Source organism: Maribacter huludaoensis (assembly GCF_029350945.1).
GTDB lineage: Bacteria > Bacteroidota > Bacteroidia > Flavobacteriales > Flavobacteriaceae > Maribacter > Maribacter huludaoensis.
In genome coordinates this window covers 770,678-789,424 of record NZ_JARKMS010000002.1, presented here as the reverse complement: position 1 = coordinate 789,424, position 18,747 = coordinate 770,678, and the positions used below count along the sequence as shown (strand labels likewise).

General features: G+C 35.4%; 9 protein-coding genes. 8 read left to right on the top strand and 1 reads right to left on the bottom strand.

Annotated features, from left to right (window positions below; genetic code table 11):
• The first annotated feature begins 3 nt into the window (after positions 1 to 3).
• From PXC01_RS08490 to PXC01_RS08455, 8 genes are all read left to right on the top strand, one after another.
• Positions 4 to 1,455, top strand: coding sequence for a sulfatase (locus PXC01_RS08490; RefSeq protein ID WP_276471853.1), 1,452 nt, complete (start codon positions 4 to 6; stop codon positions 1,453 to 1,455).
• A 127-nt stretch (positions 1,456 to 1,582) separates the two neighbouring features.
• The gene (locus tag PXC01_RS08485) at positions 1,583 to 5,065 is read left to right on the top strand and encodes a glycosyl hydrolase (protein ID WP_276471852.1); all 3,483 of its coding nucleotides are present in this window, start codon (positions 1,583 to 1,585) and stop codon (positions 5,063 to 5,065) included.
• Positions 5,066 to 5,093: 28 nt separating this feature from the next.
• On the top strand, positions 5,094 to 6,554 hold the full coding sequence (locus tag PXC01_RS08480) for a sulfatase family protein (RefSeq protein ID WP_276471851.1): 1,461 nt from the start codon (positions 5,094 to 5,096) through the stop codon (positions 6,552 to 6,554).
• Between the two features lie 16 nt (positions 6,555 to 6,570).
• A complete protein-coding gene (locus tag PXC01_RS08475; protein ID WP_276471850.1) occupies positions 6,571 to 8,004 on the top strand; it encodes a sulfatase in 1,434 nt (477 codons plus the stop codon).
• A gap of 9 nt (positions 8,005 to 8,013) precedes the next feature.
• On the top strand, positions 8,014 to 9,453 hold the full coding sequence (locus PXC01_RS08470) for a sulfatase family protein (protein ID WP_276471849.1): 1,440 nt from the start codon (positions 8,014 to 8,016) through the stop codon (positions 9,451 to 9,453).
• Positions 9,454 to 9,665: 212 nt separating this feature from the next.
• Entirely contained in the window at positions 9,666 to 12,497 is a 2,832-nt protein-coding gene (locus PXC01_RS08465; protein ID WP_276471848.1) for a DUF1549 domain-containing protein, read from the top strand.
• 10 nt (positions 12,498 to 12,507) lie between these two features.
• The gene (locus PXC01_RS08460; RefSeq protein ID WP_276471847.1) at positions 12,508 to 13,977 is read left to right on the top strand and encodes a DUF1501 domain-containing protein; all 1,470 of its coding nucleotides are present in this window, start codon (positions 12,508 to 12,510) and stop codon (positions 13,975 to 13,977) included.
• A 5-nt stretch (positions 13,978 to 13,982) separates the two neighbouring features.
• Positions 13,983 to 15,083, top strand: coding sequence for a 6-bladed beta-propeller (locus PXC01_RS08455; RefSeq protein ID WP_276471846.1), 1,101 nt, complete (start codon positions 13,983 to 13,985; stop codon positions 15,081 to 15,083).
• 353 nt (positions 15,084 to 15,436) lie between these two features.
• Here the strand turns inward: PXC01_RS08455 and PXC01_RS08450 are convergent, their stop codons facing one another.
• Complete coding sequence (locus PXC01_RS08450; RefSeq protein ID WP_276471845.1) at positions 15,437 to 18,502, bottom strand: RICIN domain-containing protein; 3,066 nt, start codon at positions 18,500 to 18,502, stop codon at positions 15,437 to 15,439.
• Between the last annotated feature and the right edge of the window lie 245 nt (positions 18,503 to 18,747).

Below are 18,747 nucleotides of genomic sequence, written 5' to 3'. Positions count from 1 at the left end.
TAAATGAAAAAATTTATAATACTATTCATTACTACTTTTTATTTCGTAGGTAGTAATGCACAGGAAAAACAGCCAAATGTTCTAATATTCTATATAGACGACCTAAGAGCCGAACTAGGTTGTTACGGTAGTAAAACCGCCATTACCCCGCACATTGACAAACTGGCAAATGATGGTATATTATTCAATAAAGCTTATGTACAGCAAGCTATTTGCGCGCCCTCAAGAATGAGCATGTTAACGGGTCTGCGACCAGAGACATTAGGCATATATAGCATATTTACTCCATTGAGAAAAGTTCATAAAGAAATTGTTTCAATTCCTCAATTGTTTAATAAGAACGGTTATAAAACTGTAAGTATCGGTAAAGTATACCACCATGCCAGTGACGACAAAAATGAATGGTCAACTTATTTTGAAAAAGAACAAAACAGTTATTATAAACCAGAAAATATTGAAATATTAAGGCATTTAAAAGAAGAAGGCAAACCTTTAAAGGGACCTGCTTTTGAAAACGCAGATGTAGCTGACGACGCCTATAAAGACGGCCGTGCCGCTAAATATGCCATAGAAAAACTACACAAGCTAAAAGATGATAAATTTATAATGTTCGTAGGTTTGAGCAAACCACATTTACCATTTAATGCCCCTAAAAAATATTGGGACCTATACGATAAAAATAATTTTGAAATTCCTTCCAGAAAAAAACCAGAAGATGCGTACAGACTGGCATTAAGTCCTTGGGGAGAATTAAAAGCTTATTCAAATATTCCCGGTAAAGGAAATTTAGACGATGATTTAACACGGAACTTAATTCACGGATATCATGCTTCCGTAAGTTATGTAGATGCCCAGATCGGTAAAATAATGAAAACGTTGAACAATCTAGATCTTAGAAAAAATACCATGATTATTTTCATGAGTGATCATGGTTATAAAATTGGCGAGTACGCTTCTTGGTGCAAACAATCTAATATGGAAATAGATGTAAGAATACCAATGATCATTAGTAGAGAAACTGATCATAAAAATAGGAATACGGGTAAAATATCAAATGCCTTAATTGAAAGTGTAGATATATATTCCACATTGGTTGAAGTTTGCAATTTAAAAGGTGCCCCTAAGACAGATGGTAAAAGCATACTACCCATAATGGAAAATCCTTCTAAAAAATGGGACAAAGCAGCATATAGTGTGTATGCAAGAGGTAAAAAGATTATGGGTGTTACAACTACCGATGGTGATTGGCGCTATACGGAATGGAGGAACTCTCTAACCCATGAAATTTTGGGAGCAGAATTATACCAACATAAAAATAATCTCCTGTCGTATAAAAACCTATCCGGAAATTCAGACTTTACATCAGTAGAACAAAGAATGAAAAAGTTACTAGAGAAAGAATTTCCAAGAGATAGCAACCCATTCTTGCAGAATGATATTCCACGAAATAATTAGGAGGTGCCAAATTTATTCTTCGTCAATTAAACGGTATATCCTAAAAAAGTTAAAACATCAATTAAGCATGACATTACAGGATGATATAGATAAGTACTTCAGGTAGATTTATATCAAATATGTAAACATGAAAAAATTGATCTTAATTCTTGCGGTAATTTGCCTTAACAATTTGTTTGCCCAAGAATTTATGTCATTGGAACAAGGTTTCTACTCCCCTCCTAATGAAGCCAAGGCAAGAACTTGGTGGCATTGGATCAGTGGCAACGTTTCTAAATCCGGCATTACAAAAGATTTAGAGGCCATGAAAGCAGTTGGCATTCAAGAAGCGCAATTATTCAATGTGCAATTAGAATTTCCTTCAGGTGATTTAGAGTATTTAAGTAAAGAATGGTTAGACTTGTTTCATTTTGCAGCTGAAGAAGCAGAACGTTTAAACCTAGAATTAGCATTTCATAACAGTGCCGGTTGGTCTTCAAGTGGCGGACCTTGGGTAACACCCGAGAATGCAATGCAAACTGTAGTTTTTAGTGAAGTTAATGTGATAGGCAACCAAGTATTTAATCAAAAATTACCACAGCCTGAAACTAAACTAGACTACTATAAAGATATTGCGGTTTTAGCATTTCCAAAACCAAAAATAACCAAGAAAGTCAATGGGTTAGATTATAAAAACCTTTCGGGCCGTATTCGAAATCATTTATTGCCGGACGTAAAAGATATAATGGCAGAAGCTTTAATTAGCAAACCAGATATTATAGACTTAACTACAAAATTATCAAATGACGGAACTCTAACATGGACCGTTCCAAAAGGAGAATGGACCGTTATTCGATTTGGACATACCCCAAAAGGCAAAAAAAATCATCCTGCACCTAATGGTGGCCATGGTCTAGAAGTTGATAAAATGAGTAAAAAAGCTGTTGATGCTTATTGGAATGAAGGTGTACAACCTATAATCAATAAACTTGGTAATTTAATTGGATCAACAGTAACCAATTGCTTGATAGATAGTTATGAGGTAGGTACAACTAATTGGACTCTAGGTTTTAATGAGCAGTTCAAAAGATTGAAAGGTTATGATTTAACCCCATTTTTACCAACTTTAGCAGGGTATTATGTAGAAAGTGGAGAAATAACAGAACGCTTTCTCTGGGATTTTAGAAGAACTATTGGTGATTTAATGGCAGAGAACTATTATGCTCATTTCGCTAAATTATGCCACGACAATAACCTAAAAATCTCTGTAGAACCTTATTGGGGTCCTTTTGACAATATGCAAGTAGGAGCTACAGGTGATATTGTCATGTGCGAGTTTTGGAGTGGCGGGTATCCATTCTTTGACTCACCAAAATTTGTATCTTCTATTGCACATTTAAACGGTAGTTCCATTGTCGGGGCCGAATCTTTTACGGGTATTGGTGGATGGAACGATCACCCCGCGCAATTAAAATCTATTGGTGACAGAGCTTGGGCAGAGGGTATAACCCGATTTATTTTCCACACCTACGTTCATCAACCTTGGGATATAGCGCCAGGATTGGCCTTAAGTTACCACGGTACAGATTTTAATCGGTTAAATACATGGTGGGAACAAGGCAAAGGTTTTATGGATTATATTGCCCGTTCTCAATATTTATTACAACAAGGTAAAAATGTAGCCGATGTTTTGGTTTTTACCGGTGAATCTTCACCTAATACTGCATTTTTATTACCTGAGATTAAAACTTTAGGTTATGATTATGACTTAATAGGGTCTAATAAATTTGATGACCTCTTGGTTAAAAACGGAAAAATATATACTTCACACTCGGGTCCTTACAGTGTTTTGGCATTAACCGATACCAATTGGATGAAACCCGAAACCTTAAAAAAAGTAAAAGAACTGGCAACCGCAGGTGCTAAGATAATTGGTGCAAAACCAAGTAAATCTCCAAGTCTTGAAAATTTTCCGGTATGTGACAAGGAAATTATCTCCATTTCCGAATATTTATGGGAAAATGGTTTAGTGAACGATCAACCTGTTATTGAATTTTTAAAAAGTAATGACCTCCCTGCCGATTTTTATATTGAAGAGGGCAATGCTGCGGACATATCTTTTGTACACAGACAAACCAAAGATGCTGATATTTATTTTATTGCCAATGCAAAAAAAGAACGTCGAGATTTTGTGGCGCGTTTTAGAGTTTCGGCAAAACAACCAGAGTTATGGAATGCAGAAACCGGAAATATAAAAGATATGGTAGTTTTTGACGAAAATACCGATGGCACCACCAGTGTTCCCATCACATTAGGTACGGAAGAGGCAGTATTTATCGTATTTAAAAAACCTATAAACTCCAATCATCTTATCAGCACCAAAATTGAGCTTGAAAGACCTAGTTCAGAACCACTTTCAAATTTAAAAATTATAAAAGCTGATTATGGTACGTTTTTACAGGAAGGTCTTTTAGATATTACAGACCTGGTTAAAAAAGAAGTGAAAGACAATCAACTTGATTTTTATGCCTCTAGACAATTTTGCGATTGTGACCCGGCAATGGGTTACGTAAAAGAATTTCGTATGGAATACCAAATAGATGGAAAAACACAATTTAAAACTGTCTTAGAAAAAGAACATGTATCTATAGATGCAGGCGATAAAGAACTAACAATAGTGAGAGCTGTTTTTGGTAAATTTAAACCTGAAACTAAAAATGTACCCAAGTATTATCCCTATCATCACATTACGGAAACCATTAAAAAAAAGGTAAGATCAGGAGTTTTAGAAATACCTGTAACAGATGCATTGTTAAACAATGAAAAAATTGCAGGCAGTCATAAAACATTGAAAATTGTATTTTCTACAGATGGTGAAGAACAGACTATTTTAGTTCCTGAAGGTCAAATTTTAAAATTGTCAAAAGACAATACCAATCCAGAATTAATTTTTACCGATAAGGACATTCAATGGGTTACGCCTTATAACGGTAAAATTACATACACAACTAATACAGGGCAGACACAACGTACAGAGGTAAAATCAGTGCCAAAACCGTTAAAACTATCAGGTGAGTGGAACGTTTTATTTCCGCTAAATTCAGGAATTTCAGAAAACACAAAGTTCCCCGAATTAATATCTTGGTCTGCTATTGAAGACGAAAGAATTCAACACTTTTCTGGTACAGCTACATACACGAAAGAATTTGAGTTAACCAGTGATTATCTTAAACCCGATAAGCAATTAGAATTGGATTTAGGCAGCGTTGCGGTAATTGCCGAAGTGAAGGTTAACGGTAGTAATGCGGGTATTTTATGGAAAGCTCCCTTTAGAATAAAAATTGATGATTTTGTAAAAAAAGGTAAAAACACATTAGAAATAAAAATCACGAACCTTTGGCCCAATAACCTAATTGGTGACGAAAAACTACCGTTGGACATACAACGCAAGGGAGCCCAGACAATAGCTATACCTGATTGGTTGAAATATAATAGGGAACGCACGTCTGGCAGAACTACATTTCCATCATGGAACCATTACAACAAAGATTCTAATTTACTCACTTCTGGTCTATTGGGTCCTGTTCAAATTAATGTGTTATCAGTAAACAAATTATTAAATACTGATTAAAAAATTTGTAAATAATAAGCGTCGTAAAATGAAAAAATCAAAAGTCATAACAATTCTTTTGGCATTCGTAATTATCACCTCATGTAAGGAGTATAAAATAAATAAAGTAACATTAGATAACCCAGCTCAGCCCAATATCATTTTCTATTTGGCAGATGACCAAGATGTATATGATTATGGTTGCTATGGTAATGAAAAAGTACATACAACTGCCGTAGACCGTTTAGCTCAAGAAGGTTTATTGTTCACAAATGCGTTTACCGGTCAAGCAATTTGTGCACCAAGTAGATCTCAACTCTTTACAGGAAAATATCCATTAAAGAATGGTTGTTTTGCCAATCATACTGCTACGAGACCAACCATTGAAAGTGTTACCGACCACATGAAAAAATTGGGGTATGAAGTAGTATTGGCCGGAAAAAGTCATGTAAAACCCTCTAATGTTTATCAATGGGATAGAGAATGGGAACCAGTACCTAAGGAAAACGTACCAAGAGATTACATTCCGTTAGATAGCATAGAAAATTATTTAAAAAATAAGACTAAACCATTTTGTATGTTCATAACCTCAAAATATCCGCACGGAAAATATTTTGAAGTTGATAACCCTAAAGCAGAGGATATTAAATTCTATCCATTTAATGAGGATAAAAAGACAGACCCAGAATATGTAAAGTCTAAAGCAGGTTACTATAGAAGTATAAAAGAAGATAATACGCAACTAGAACGTGTTTTAAATTTAGTTGACACGTACTTAAGTAACAATACACTTTTTATTTATAGTGCAGATCATGGTGTTTCTGGCAAATTCACTGTTAAGGATATTGGTCTTAAAGTACCCTTAGTAATGCGTTGGCCAAAGGTAATAAAGGCTGGCACAGTCTCTGACCAACTTGTTCATTACACAGATGTACTCCCCGCCTTTTTGGATATTGCAGGCGGAAAAGCTATGCCAGATATGGATGGCAAAAGTTTTCTACCAATACTTCAGGGTAAGGATGTTGAAATAAACGAATATGTATACGGTGTTAGAACCAACCAAAATATACTGAATTCAGAAATTTTCCCGTCAAGAATGATTCGTAACAAGAAATACAAATACATTAGAAACTTTAATTCTCTAGAAGTAGTAGAGAATAATCTCACGGGAAAAACATATGTAGATTACTTTATAAAAAGAGGGGCAAATAAATTTAAAAATGAACCATTTGAAGAGTTATATGATATTGAGAACGACCCATTTGAACAGCACAACTTGGCAAATGTTGAAGAATTAAAATCAGTAAAAGACACCCTTTCAAAAAAAATGTTCAGTTGGATGAATTCTCAAGGCGATATTCTTAATAAAATTGCCGGTAATATGCCCATTATAACTCCTAGTGGAAATAAAGGATTTAAGTTGGATCAAAATACGCCAACACGACAAATTGCCGATTCACTAAAAAACACATTGCAAAAAGAGGACTATACCATAATTGAACATTGGTAGACATAAAAGATGTAACATGAATAGATTTTTATATATCATATTATTTTTGGCGACCTTATTATTTTCATGTAAAAATGAAAATAATAAACCTATTGTAACCGAAGATAAAAAACCGAAAAACATATTGTTCATTGCAGTTGATGATCTGCGCCCAGAATTAAATTTTTATGGTGCCAAACACATAATTTCACCAAACTTGAACAAATTGGCCAGTGAAAGTTTAGTCTTTAACCGAGCATATTGTAATATACCGGTATGCGGTGCATCAAGAGCAAGCATACTTACTGGTATGAGACCTACAAGAAATCGTTTCATTGATTATAGCACTAGAGCAGATGTGGACGTACCCTTTGCTACTTCATTACCTAAGTTTCTTAAACAAAATGGTTATACAACACGATCAAACGGTAAAATTTATCATCAAATAGATGATGATAGTTTAGCTTGGGATGCCATTTGGTTTCCTGACGGTAATATTCGTAATTATCAACTTAAAAAAAATATTGAAGAAAATGGTAATGCCAATCTAGCCGTTGCAGGAGCTACCGCATTTGAAATGGCAGAAGTTAATGACACCGCTTATTTTGATGGTAAAATTGCCCAAAAAGGTATTGCCGACCTAAAATTGCTGAAAAACGAGAAAAAACCTTTTTTCTTGGCTCTAGGTTTTATGAAGCCACACCTACCGTTTACTGCACCAAAAAAATATTGGGACCTTTATAATAGAAACGAAATAAAATTACCTCAAAGTTATGTACAACCAGAAACTACACCTAGAGAAGCCTTTCATAATTTTGGAGAATTGCGCAACTATGGCAACATTCCTAAAAGTGGGGAAATCCCTGATGATTTAGCAAAAGAACTCATACATGGTTATTATGCTTGCGTAAGTTATGTTGATGCGCAAATTGGTTTGGTATTAGACGAGTTAAAACGCTTAGATTTAGAAGATGATACAATAGTTGTTCTTTGGGGAGATCATGGTTGGAATTTAGGAGATCATAAATTATGGTGTAAACATGTCACATTTGAAACGGCTTTAAGAACACCCTTACTACTAAAAGTTCCAGGAAAAACCAGTGGACAAACAACAGATGCCATAACAGAATATATAGATATTTACCCAAGTATTGCAGAACTTGTTGATATTGAAAATGTTCCAAAAACCGTACAAGGCAAAAGTTTTGTCCCTCTTTTAAAAGGTGAAAAATCTAGTAAAGATTGGGCAGTAAGTAAATTCAAAGATGCCATTACATATATCAAAGGCGATCTATTTTATACTGAATGGATCAAAGATGATGGTACTGCCTATACAAGAATGTTATTTGACCATTCAACAGATTCTTTAGAACTTGATAATTTGGCGGAGAAACCTGAATATCATCAAAAAGTTAATTCACTTTCTAAAGAATTAAGACAAAATTGGGGCAAAGATTTTTTAAACAAATAAAATTTCATAATGATCTTAATTAAATATCCGAAAAAAATAAAAACAGTATTCTTTACCATTTTTATTTCACTAATTGCCTCCTGCCAAGATAAAAACAAGTCGGTTGAAAATGGGCAACCCAACATAATTTACATTTATGTTGATCAAATGAGTGCAAACATGATGAGTTGCGCCGGCAACACATATTTAAATACGCCAGCTATAGATTATATAGCCAATAACGGTATTAGGTTTACAAAAGCATATACGACCAACCCGGTTTGCTCTCCGGCAAGGGTAAGCTTAATGACAGGTAGATTCCCAAGTTATTTTAAAGATAATCAGGGAAATGAAGTTAGGGAGAACAGAGCTTCTATGAAAATACCTGAGGTATCGTCAGAAGTAAAAAATACGACCATTGCATCTTTTCTTAAAAAGGCGAACTATGAATTGTATTTTGGAGGCAAGGAGCATTTACCCGAATCTTTAACACCTAATACACTAGGTTTTAACAAATTCTCTGACAATGAACGGGGCGAATTGGTAAATAAAGCGGTAGAGATTATTAATGAGGAGCATAAAAAACCTTATTTTATGGTGGTATCATTAATAAACCCACATGATATATGCTACATGGCCTTAAGAGAAAAGGCAACAAGTGCAAATGATGCCTTATTACTTAAACGTGCAAAAGTTGAAATTGCTACCTTGAATAATGCCATGAAAATACCGGAGGGCATCAGTGAAACTGAATTTTACACAGATTACTGTCCGCCTTTACCCCCCAACTTTGAACCTCAAAAGGATGAGCCAAGGGCCATCAAAAAATTAATTTATGACAGACCCTTTAGAAAAAATGCCAGAGAGAATTTTACAGAAAATGATTGGAAACACCATAGGTATGCATATCATAGGCTAACCGAAGTATTAGATAAAGAAGTTCAATTATTATTAAATGCCATAAAAGCAAGCGGACAAGAAGAAAATACCTTAATAATATTTTCAAGCGACCATGGCGAAATGAGTGCAAGTCACCGTATGGAGCATAAATCTACCCTTTATGAAGAATCAGCTAATATTCCCTTATTGGCAATGTGGAAAAACCATATTCCAAAAGGTCAAATTAATGATCAAAATTTGATTTCAAACGGTTTAGATATACTACCTACCGTTTGTGATTATGCAAATATTACTGGTATTTCAGACGTAAGAGGTAAAAGCCTAAGGCCACTGTTTGAAGGTAAAAATGTTAAATGGCGAGAAACCTTGGGTGTTGAAAGTGAAATAGGTAAAATGGTTATTGATACTAATGGGTTAAAATACATTCGCTATGATGCAGATGGCATTGAAGAACAATTATTAAATTTAGAACTAGACCCATTTGAGACTACTCACTTTACCAATGACCCCAACTTTAAACAAGACTTGGTTAGAATGCGTGCAATTTATGAGAAGGAGTGGTTTGATTAATTAGTATAAATTCTACATGTTATATCTCTTTCATAATACTACTTACCAAAAGAAAAAAATGAATATGAAATTTGAGGCAATTTCAATAAAACACCCAATAAAATAACTATTTAACATTAATTACAACAAACCAATACAGATACTACAGGATACTGTCATAAAAAAATATTGATAAGTTTAGTTTTCAACAAACCAAGACAAAGACTTATCATATGGAAACCTCAAATTGGATACTTCAACTTTTAGGCAGGCTGCACCCTTTGCTGGTACACTTTCCTATAGGATTATTAGTTGTTTCTTTTGTTTTAGAACTACTTACCCTTAAAGGCAAAAGAAATTCTCTTAGAGAAGGTATTAAGTTCATGGTATATATTGGTGCTTTTTTTGCTATACTCTCTGCCATAGTAGGATGGTTATTAAAAACACAAGAAGATTATGCCGGTAATTTAGTAGATAACCATCAATATACTGGTATAGCTACCGCTGTACTCGCTCTAGCAACGGCATTAATTTTAAATTACAGTTTACGTAAATCAAAAAAACTAACCCTTTATAGATCCATCTTTACCATAACAATTGTTTTACTTAGCGTAGCAGGTCATTTGGGCGCAAACCTTACACATGGAGAAGATTATTTAACAGCTGTATTACCAAGTAATAATACAAAATATGACAACGAAAATACAGTTGCATTATTACAGGACTTAAAATCTGCCGATTCACTTTCTATCTTACAAAAAAATAAATTAAATCTTGAGGTAAGGGGTATTTTTGCCCATAAGTGTTACCAGTGTCATGGAGAGAACAAAAAGAAAGGTGAATTAGTTCTTGAAAATAAAGCCGGTGTCTTTAAAGGTGGTGAAACTGGTTTGGCAGTTGTGCCCGGTAATGCAAAAGAAAGTGAAATCTATAAACGAATTATTCTTCCGGCCGGTCATAAAGATGTTATGCCAACCAAAGGCAAACTACTTACTACAGATGAAATAGAACTTGTTAGACTTTGGATCGATGAAGGTGCACATTGGTCTAATCAAGCCCTTAAAGTATTTCCTGAAGCTGAATTGTCTTTGACAAAACCCAATTTACCAAACCAACAAGATATTACACACCCCATAGACAAACTAATTGATGTTTATTTTGATAATAACAATATTGAATGGGAAGAGATTATAGACGATAGAACTTTTATTAGAAGAGTATATATGGATGCTATTGGTCTACTACCCGAACCTAAAGTAGTTGACTCTTTTGTAACGAACAACAATAATAACAAAAGAGAAGAACTAATAGATTCTTTACTTAACGATAATCAAAATTACACACAGCATTGGCTAAGTTTTTGGAACGATCTTTTACGCAATGATTATTATAGTGTTGGTGGAAAACAACCCATTACGGATTGGTTGTACAAATCGTTGATGGACAATAACTCTTATAACCAGATCGTCACAGAATTGGTGAACCCCATAAAAGGATCAGAAGGCTTTATTAACGGTGTAAAATGGAGAGGTGTAGTCAATGCAAGTCAAAGAACAGAAATGCAGGCAGCTCAAAATATTGGACAATCTCTTATGGGTGTAAATGTTAAATGCGCCTCTTGCCATAATAGCTTTGTAAGTAATTTGACCCTAGACCAGGCTTACGGTTTTGCAACAATTTTTTCTGACTCTATACTAGAGCTTAACCGTTGTGACAAACCTATTGGTAAAATGGCAAAAGCCAATTTCCTATATCCTGAATTAGGAAGTGTTGAAGGTAAGACAGTAAAAGATAGATTACTGAAGCTAGCAGAGGTAATGGTACAAAGAGACAATGGAAGGCTCTACCGTACTCTAACCAATAGATTTTGGCATCGATTAATGGGGCGTGGTATCGTAGAACCTTTGGACGAAATGGATAATGCACCATGGGATGCCAATGTGCTTGATTGGCTATCAGCGGACTTTATTGATTCAGGTGCAGATTTAAAACACTTAATAAAACGTATAATGACATCTAAGGTATACCAATTACCAATTGTCAATTATAAGAAAGAAGAAGATTTAAAGACAGAATATGTGTTTAAAGGTCCAGTAACACGCAGGCTTAGTGCAGAACAATTTTCAGATGCCGTAAGTCAAATTATTGCACCAATGTACCCACAAGCGGCATTTAATCCCAACGGTGATGATATAAAGGCAATAAGAATTTGGCATTTGGAAGAGGAGTTGGAAAGGGTGGTTCTACCTGAACCTGGAAAAAGGTACTTCAGAAAATCGTTTAACGTAACCCAACAGACTTTGAAAAAAGGAACGATACTAATTTCGGTCGATAATTCTTATGAACTGTATATTAATGGAGAAAAAATATTTCAAAATAAAAATTGGAAAGCAGTAGATAAAATAGACATAACCGAATTCTTGATAACGGGTAAAAATACGATAGCCATTATAGGGGAAAACGGTGGTATCATAGCAAACCCTGCCGGTATATTGTTCGCTTTAAAATTAGATTATGAGTCTGGCAAAAGTGTACTCATAAAATCTGACGAAACCTGGTTAAGTTCACGTGAGCTACCAAAAGGAAATTGGGTTGCCATAGATTACGATGATAGCTCATGGATGAACGTTAGGAATTATAGTACCGGCAATTTTAAAAACTGGGGACAATTACTTGATTTTACGTTTAAACCACATAATGAGAAATTTACCCGTGCAAGTTTAGTAAAACAGCATCCTTTTATGAAAGCTTTAGGTAGGCCAAGTAGAGAAATAGTAACTACATCAAGAGAAGACCAAGCTACGTTATTGCAAGCTTTAGAGCTTACAAATGGAGAATTCTTCAATACAATTTTAGAAGAAGGAGCACAATCATGGCTAGAAAACCATGGCAACGATAGTGCAATAATCATTGACAACGTTTATAAAAGAGCATTTAATAGGCCACCAACTAATGAAGAAAAATCACTTATGCTAAGTGCGTTAACGAATACGCCTAAAACAGAACAATTACAAGATACCTTTTGGGCTGTTTTAATGTCACCAGAATTTCAATTTATCAATTAAAATCATGAAAATGGATTCACAAAACTCACGAAGAGATTTTATAAAAAAAATGAGCGCCGCAAGTTTATCGGCAGCAGCTACAACTATTCCCGTGACCAGTTTTTTAAGTTCATGTTCTCCAGAAGTACAGAAAATAGCATCTAGTGCAGATACCGTTATATTACTTTGGATGGCAGGTGGCATGGCCCATACAGAAACCTTTGACCCTAAGGCTTATGTACCATATGAAAAAGGGGTGGAAAGTAAAAGGGTGTTGAGTACTTTTCCTAAAGCACCTACCGTTGTAGACGGATTGGATTTTTCAGAAGGTCTACAATCAATTGGTAATGTTATGGACAAAGGTGCCATTATACGATCATATAAATCAGCAGATTTAGGTCATATTTTACACACTCGCCACCAATATCATTGGCATACGTGCTATGAGCCGCCACAATCGGTACAAGCACCACACATAGGCGCATGGATAGCTAAAGAATTAGGTCCTTCCAATCCCGTAGTACCACCTTTCATAGCTATGGGACAACGTTTTACAATGGGAGAATCAGAAGAGTTGAAGGCTTTTCATTCCGCAGGTTTTTTAGGTGCGGAATATGGTCCTTTTTTAATACCGGACCCTTCAAGTGGTCTTGATAGTGTTAGACCTCCTAAAGGTATGTCTCTTAAAAGGTTCGAGGCACGTTACAAACTTTATAAGGAGTTGACCGATAAAAGTAAAATAATGGAACAGGGCAGCGATTATCAGCGAGAATCCTTAATGCGGTCTATGGAGCAATCTTATCGCCTGCTAAACTCACCCGAAGCTAAAATATTTGATTTATCGGAAGAGCCAAAAGAGGTTTATGATACCTACAACACAGGTCGTTTTGGATTGGGTTGCCTTTTAGCAAAACGATTAGCCATGAATGGCGGAAGATTCATTAGTGTATCAACAGAATATGAACCTTTCTTAGGTTGGGACACCCACGAAAATGGACACACACGACTTAAAAAAATGAAGGCACTAATAGATAGACCAATAGCACAACTAATAAAGGATTTAGACGAAACGGGTCATTTAGATAGAACACTTGTAATTCTCGCCAGTGAATTTAGTCGTGATGCCATTATGGAAGGTAGACCAGGAGAACTTGTTAAAAACCAAGTAAATCAACCAGATGTTATTGAACATGAAAAGCATTACGGAATGCATCGTCATTTTACAGATGGTAGTTCTATCTTAATGTGGGGCGGTGGCGTCAAAAAAGGACTAGTGTATGGCAAAACTGCAGATGAAAGACCATGCGCTTCTATTGAAAAACCTGTAGTGATCGATCAGGTACATCAATCTATATATCATGCTTTGGGCATAGATTCACAAACACATTATGAAATAGAAAGTAGACCCTTTTATACCACACCAGACGGTAAGGGAGAACCTATTTTAGATTTATTCGGCAAAACGCCAAATACAAAAGAACAGATTACCAAGAACGTATAATCATCATGTCAAAAATAGAAATCAATAGAAGGTATTTCTTGAACAGATCTGCAAAAGCAGGCTTAGGATTAGTTTGTACCCCTCATTTTAATATTATAAAATCAAAACCAAAATTATACGAAACCATTATTGGCCACGGTGATTTCAAATACCGAGTTCATAAAGATTGGGGGAATTTAGACAAAATCCGTACGCCTGTAAAAAACTGTCATGAAATGGTTATGGATTCTCAAGGTAGACTCATCATGGTTGGTGATGATACCCATAACAATGTTTTAATATATGACAAATCCGGTAAACTTTTAGATGCTTGGGGTATTCGCTATAATGGTGGTCATGGTCTATCTTTATGGAACGATGGCTCAGAAGACTTTTTGTTCATATGTGATTCTAAAGGAGAAAGCCTAATCAAAACCACTACAGACGGCAGAGAATTAATGATTATAGGCCATCCATCAAAATATGGTGCGTATAATGTCAATGACAATTTTAAACCCACAGAAAGTGCCATTGCCCCTAATGGCGATATTTATATAGCTGATGGTTACGGTTCTAACTATATATTACAATTTACTAAAGATGGTGAATTTATACGTAAAATTGGAGAAGGACGCGGTACTGGTCAAAATCAGTTTCAAACAGCACATGGCGTCTGTATAGATTATAGAGAAAAAGGACTTCCCACTTTATTGATAACTTCTAGGGCGGCAAATTGTTTTAAGCGTTTTACACTTGACGGTATATTTATTGAGCAAATAGATTTACCCGGGGCTTTTGTATGCAGACCTGTAATTCACAATAGAAACCTCTATGCCGGTGTATGTTGGTCTTCTGAGACAGATTTTGAAGAAGGTGATATGAATACACACCCAACACGAACAAGTCCAAAATCTGGTTTTGTTACCATTTTAAATAAAAACGGCAAGGTAGTTTCAAACCCAGGCGGTGTTAAACCACAATATAAAAATGGTCAATTAGAAAGAATGGTTCAAAAAGAACAAATATTTAAACACTGTCATGATGTTTGTGTTGATAATGATGAAAATTTATACGTATGTCAATGGAATGCCAATAACAGCTATCCTATAAAATTAGAAAGGGTTTAAGAATGTAACCGCTAAATTATATCAATATTTTATTTCTGATAAGATGATACTTAACCAAATTTCAATTACAACCAAACGCTAATATTATTTTGAAGCGACCGTTATTTAGCAATTAATTTCACATATCTTTTTCAATAATTTATTCTGTTTTTTGAATATAGTATTTGCCAAATAAATTTATACCCCCCTATTAATCTGTATGCACTTTATCTAAATCTACCTAAAAAATGATTCAATTAATAAACATCAAAACAAATATATTTTTCAAATATCAGTTGTACTGAATAATAAAAAAGACTGCCTATTTCAGACAGTCTCTTTTAACTCTTGAAGGATAATTTAAATAAATAAGTTTAATTTTTAATAAAAATTTCCGAACTATAAAGTTCATTGTTTATATAAACCTGCAAATAATAGGTACCTATTGGCAAGGTATTTATTGATAACTCAATTGTTTCGATACCTTTCTTAATGCGCTGTGTTTTTTCAGCAATGCTATTACCGCTATTGTCTAACAGAAGTAATTTAACCGTACTATTTTTTTTGGTATCAATGATGGCTTTTATAGAAGTCGTAAATGGGTTTGGATAAGTACGTATACTCAATTCTGCATTATTTGAATCTCCAGTGCATGCTCCCAGTGTATCCCCATGTTCTAAATGTGCTTTTACTGCCGTTTGTGCAACGCAAATTGTTTTACCCTTATGGCAAATAAGTATCTTTGGGTTGTTATCTGTTCCACAACTTACATCAATTACTTCAACCGTAATTTCCGCGGTTGCTTCGCAGCCATTAGCGTCTGTTACAATTACCGTATAGGTTTGTGTACTATCTGGGCAAACATCAATCATTTCAGTTGTTTTCCCCGTACTCCATGCAAAATTATATGGCCCTTCTCCACCTGTAACGGTTGTTATTCCAATGGTAGCACATTGTTCTGCTCCATCATATCCTGCGTACAATACTGCATTATCTGATACCGTCACGACGATATTACTAGGTGCGGTTATTTCTGTACTTGCCGTTATGGTAGCATTTAAAGCATCAGTAACCGATACGGAATAGGTGTCTGCTGCAAGATTGTTTAAGGTTTCCGTTGTTTCACCAGAACTCCATAAATAATTATATGGTGCTATTCCTCCAGTAACCGAAACACTGACCGTACCATCATCTGCTCCGGCGCAGCTAACATTTGTGGAAACTAATTCTAATAGTAAAGGTTCTCCTGGTGGTATAGCTTCCCATACACTTCTATTATCTGTTGCAGGTACTTTACTATGTGTTACCGTTCCATCTTCATTTTGATATAGATATCTGCCAGACGTTCTAGATTCAAATCGATATGTATCTTTAGTTTCGTCATAATATATAATCCAGGTTTTATCGGTATCACCTGCTGGTGGGGCTTTTGTAGTACTTACAACTACATAAGGTCCTCCAGGACCACCAGCACCAGGTGCTCTTAAAATTCCGGTTCCTCCAGTTTCGCTTTCACTATCTATATTGTAAAAAGCTCCATTTTTGACAAACGTCCATTTTGTATTTTCCGCTCCACCTGAAACTGACATGGTAACGGGTTGAGCACTTGCTGCTCCAGTGGTTAAGAATTCTCCCGTTTCTACATTTCTTAATACCACAACATCAGTTGTCAGTTCAGGACCAGTGGGGTTTTCATCTACTACTTCTGCTTTTTCATAGGTAGTTTCTGCCCACCTTATTTGAGCTCGTCCACCTTTTACACGATAGGCACCATATCTAATACCAGATTGCAGTCCTCTTTCTGGGTCAGGAATATTCCATTTAAAGGCTTCGCCACCAATAACCGCATCGCAATAATGTATTTTTTTTGAAGCATCGTTTGGATCAGCTCTAAACCCAATCTCTAATTCAAAATCAATTTCCGCATTCTTAGCTACTTGTTTTAAGAATACAACTTCTCTACCGCTACCTGATCCTCCTCGTTCTAAAATACGTTCTGCATAAATATCAAAGGCTATTTGCTTATCTGCATCTTCACCCGTACCATAAACGGGCTTTGCCAAATACAAACAGATTGCAGGGTCTGCTGAGCCTCCGCCACCTGTATGTTTACCTTTGGCTTGTATTAAGTAACTCCCGTCTTGGTTAAAAGAACCAGCATCACCTACTTCTAGTATTCTTACAATTCCTTTGAACCTTGCAAAACTTCCAACACCAGTTTCTTGAGATCTGTTTAAAGAACGCTCCATTCTGGGTTGTAAAGTATTAGGCGCATCAATATGATTAGATCCATCGGTAATATTATATACGCCCCATGTTTTGCCATTGACAGAAACTTCACTGTAATCTGAATAACACGTTCTGTCATCTATAGTTCCTACATTTTCAGGGTTTGGAATATCAAAATTTCTAGTATTGTTATTGTCAAATTCACCTGAACAGGATAAATCAGGATTCGTATCTTCATCAGGAGCTGCCCCTTCTGGCGTTTCCACAAAAGGTATAAGTTTCCAATTGCTTCTATTATCGGTGTCTGAAACTGTAGTATGTGTTACCGTTCCATCTTCATTTTGATATAAATATCTACCTGAGGTTCTTGAGCCAAATCTATAGGTGTCAGTGGAACCATTATATTCTACTGTCCAAGTTTTATCGTTATCGGTCGCAGGCGGGGCTTTTAAGGTTCCTAAAACTACATAAGGACCTGCTGAACCACCAGCACCTGGTGCACGTAGTATTCCAGTAGCATTAGATTCACTTTTACTATCAATATTATAATAGTCTCCACTTTCTACAAGTGTCCAATGTGTATTATCGGATTCTCCTGAAGCAGACATGGTTACGGGCTGATTGCTCACTGATGCAGTGGATAAGTACTCTTCTGTCTCTACATTTTGAAACAGAAGAGTTGTACCCACGGGAATTTGTACAACAGGAATTTCCACAACAGGAATAAGTTTCCAATTACTACGATCATCAGTAGCATCGACTATAGAATGAGTTACGGTTCCATCTTCATTTTGATACAAATATCTACCAGCGGTTCTAGATTCAAATCTATAACTGTCAGTAGCTGCACTATACTTTAGTGTCCACGTTTTATCGGAATCCGCTGCTGGCGGATTCTTTAACGTGCTTACAACTACATAAGGACCTCCCGGTCCACCGGCGCCTGGCGCACGTAAAATTCCTGAAATTTCACTATCAATATTATAATATGACCCACTTTCTACAAACGTAAAATGTGTACTTGGTTCGTCACCTGAATCTGATATGGTAACTGGAGATGTGCTTGAACCAGCATCTGTTAAGAATTTCCCTGTAGCAACATTTTGTAATTTAAAAATCCCATCTGAGGGTGGTGCGTTTTGTGCTGTAACTACAAGTGTAATAAGCGTAAAACAGTAAATTAATAATGAATTAAGAGTAATTTTTTTCATAATGTGAGGTTTTCACGAAAATTATCTTAATGTTTTCTTAAAAGCATCCTGCACTGTACTGATGTCGTAAAAAAACAACAACCTATTTATTAATTATCATAATTTTTAACTAACAAACAAAACATTTCTCAACAAAACGCTTTTTTTAAACTCTACATCACTTAGACCAATTTTGATTCAAAATACCAATAGTTTTATTCACATTTATACTTTGCTAGGAATCTAGATGTAAAAAATTAATTTAT

What these genes read in the sequence shown, in the direction of transcription:
- PXC01_RS08490 (WP_276471853.1), top strand. Translation starts at nt 4, where the DNA reads ATGAAAAAATTTATAATACTATTCATTACTACTTTTTATTTCGTAGGT.
- PXC01_RS08485 (WP_276471852.1), top strand. Translation starts at nt 1,583, where the DNA reads ATGAAAAAATTGATCTTAATTCTTGCGGTAATTTGCCTTAACAATTTG.
- PXC01_RS08480 (WP_276471851.1), top strand. Translation starts at nt 5,094, where the DNA reads ATGAAAAAATCAAAAGTCATAACAATTCTTTTGGCATTCGTAATTATC.
- PXC01_RS08475 (WP_276471850.1), top strand. Translation starts at nt 6,571, where the DNA reads ATGAATAGATTTTTATATATCATATTATTTTTGGCGACCTTATTATTT.
- PXC01_RS08470 (WP_276471849.1), top strand. Translation starts at nt 8,014, where the DNA reads ATGATCTTAATTAAATATCCGAAAAAAATAAAAACAGTATTCTTTACC.
- PXC01_RS08465 (WP_276471848.1), top strand. Translation starts at nt 9,666, where the DNA reads ATGGAAACCTCAAATTGGATACTTCAACTTTTAGGCAGGCTGCACCCT.
- PXC01_RS08460 (WP_276471847.1), top strand. Translation starts at nt 12,508, where the DNA reads ATGGATTCACAAAACTCACGAAGAGATTTTATAAAAAAAATGAGCGCC.
- PXC01_RS08455 (WP_276471846.1), top strand. Translation starts at nt 13,983, where the DNA reads ATGTCAAAAATAGAAATCAATAGAAGGTATTTCTTGAACAGATCTGCA.
- PXC01_RS08450 (WP_276471845.1), bottom strand. Translation starts at nt 18,502, where the DNA reads ATGAAAAAAATTACTCTTAATTCATTATTAATTTACTGTTTTACGCTT.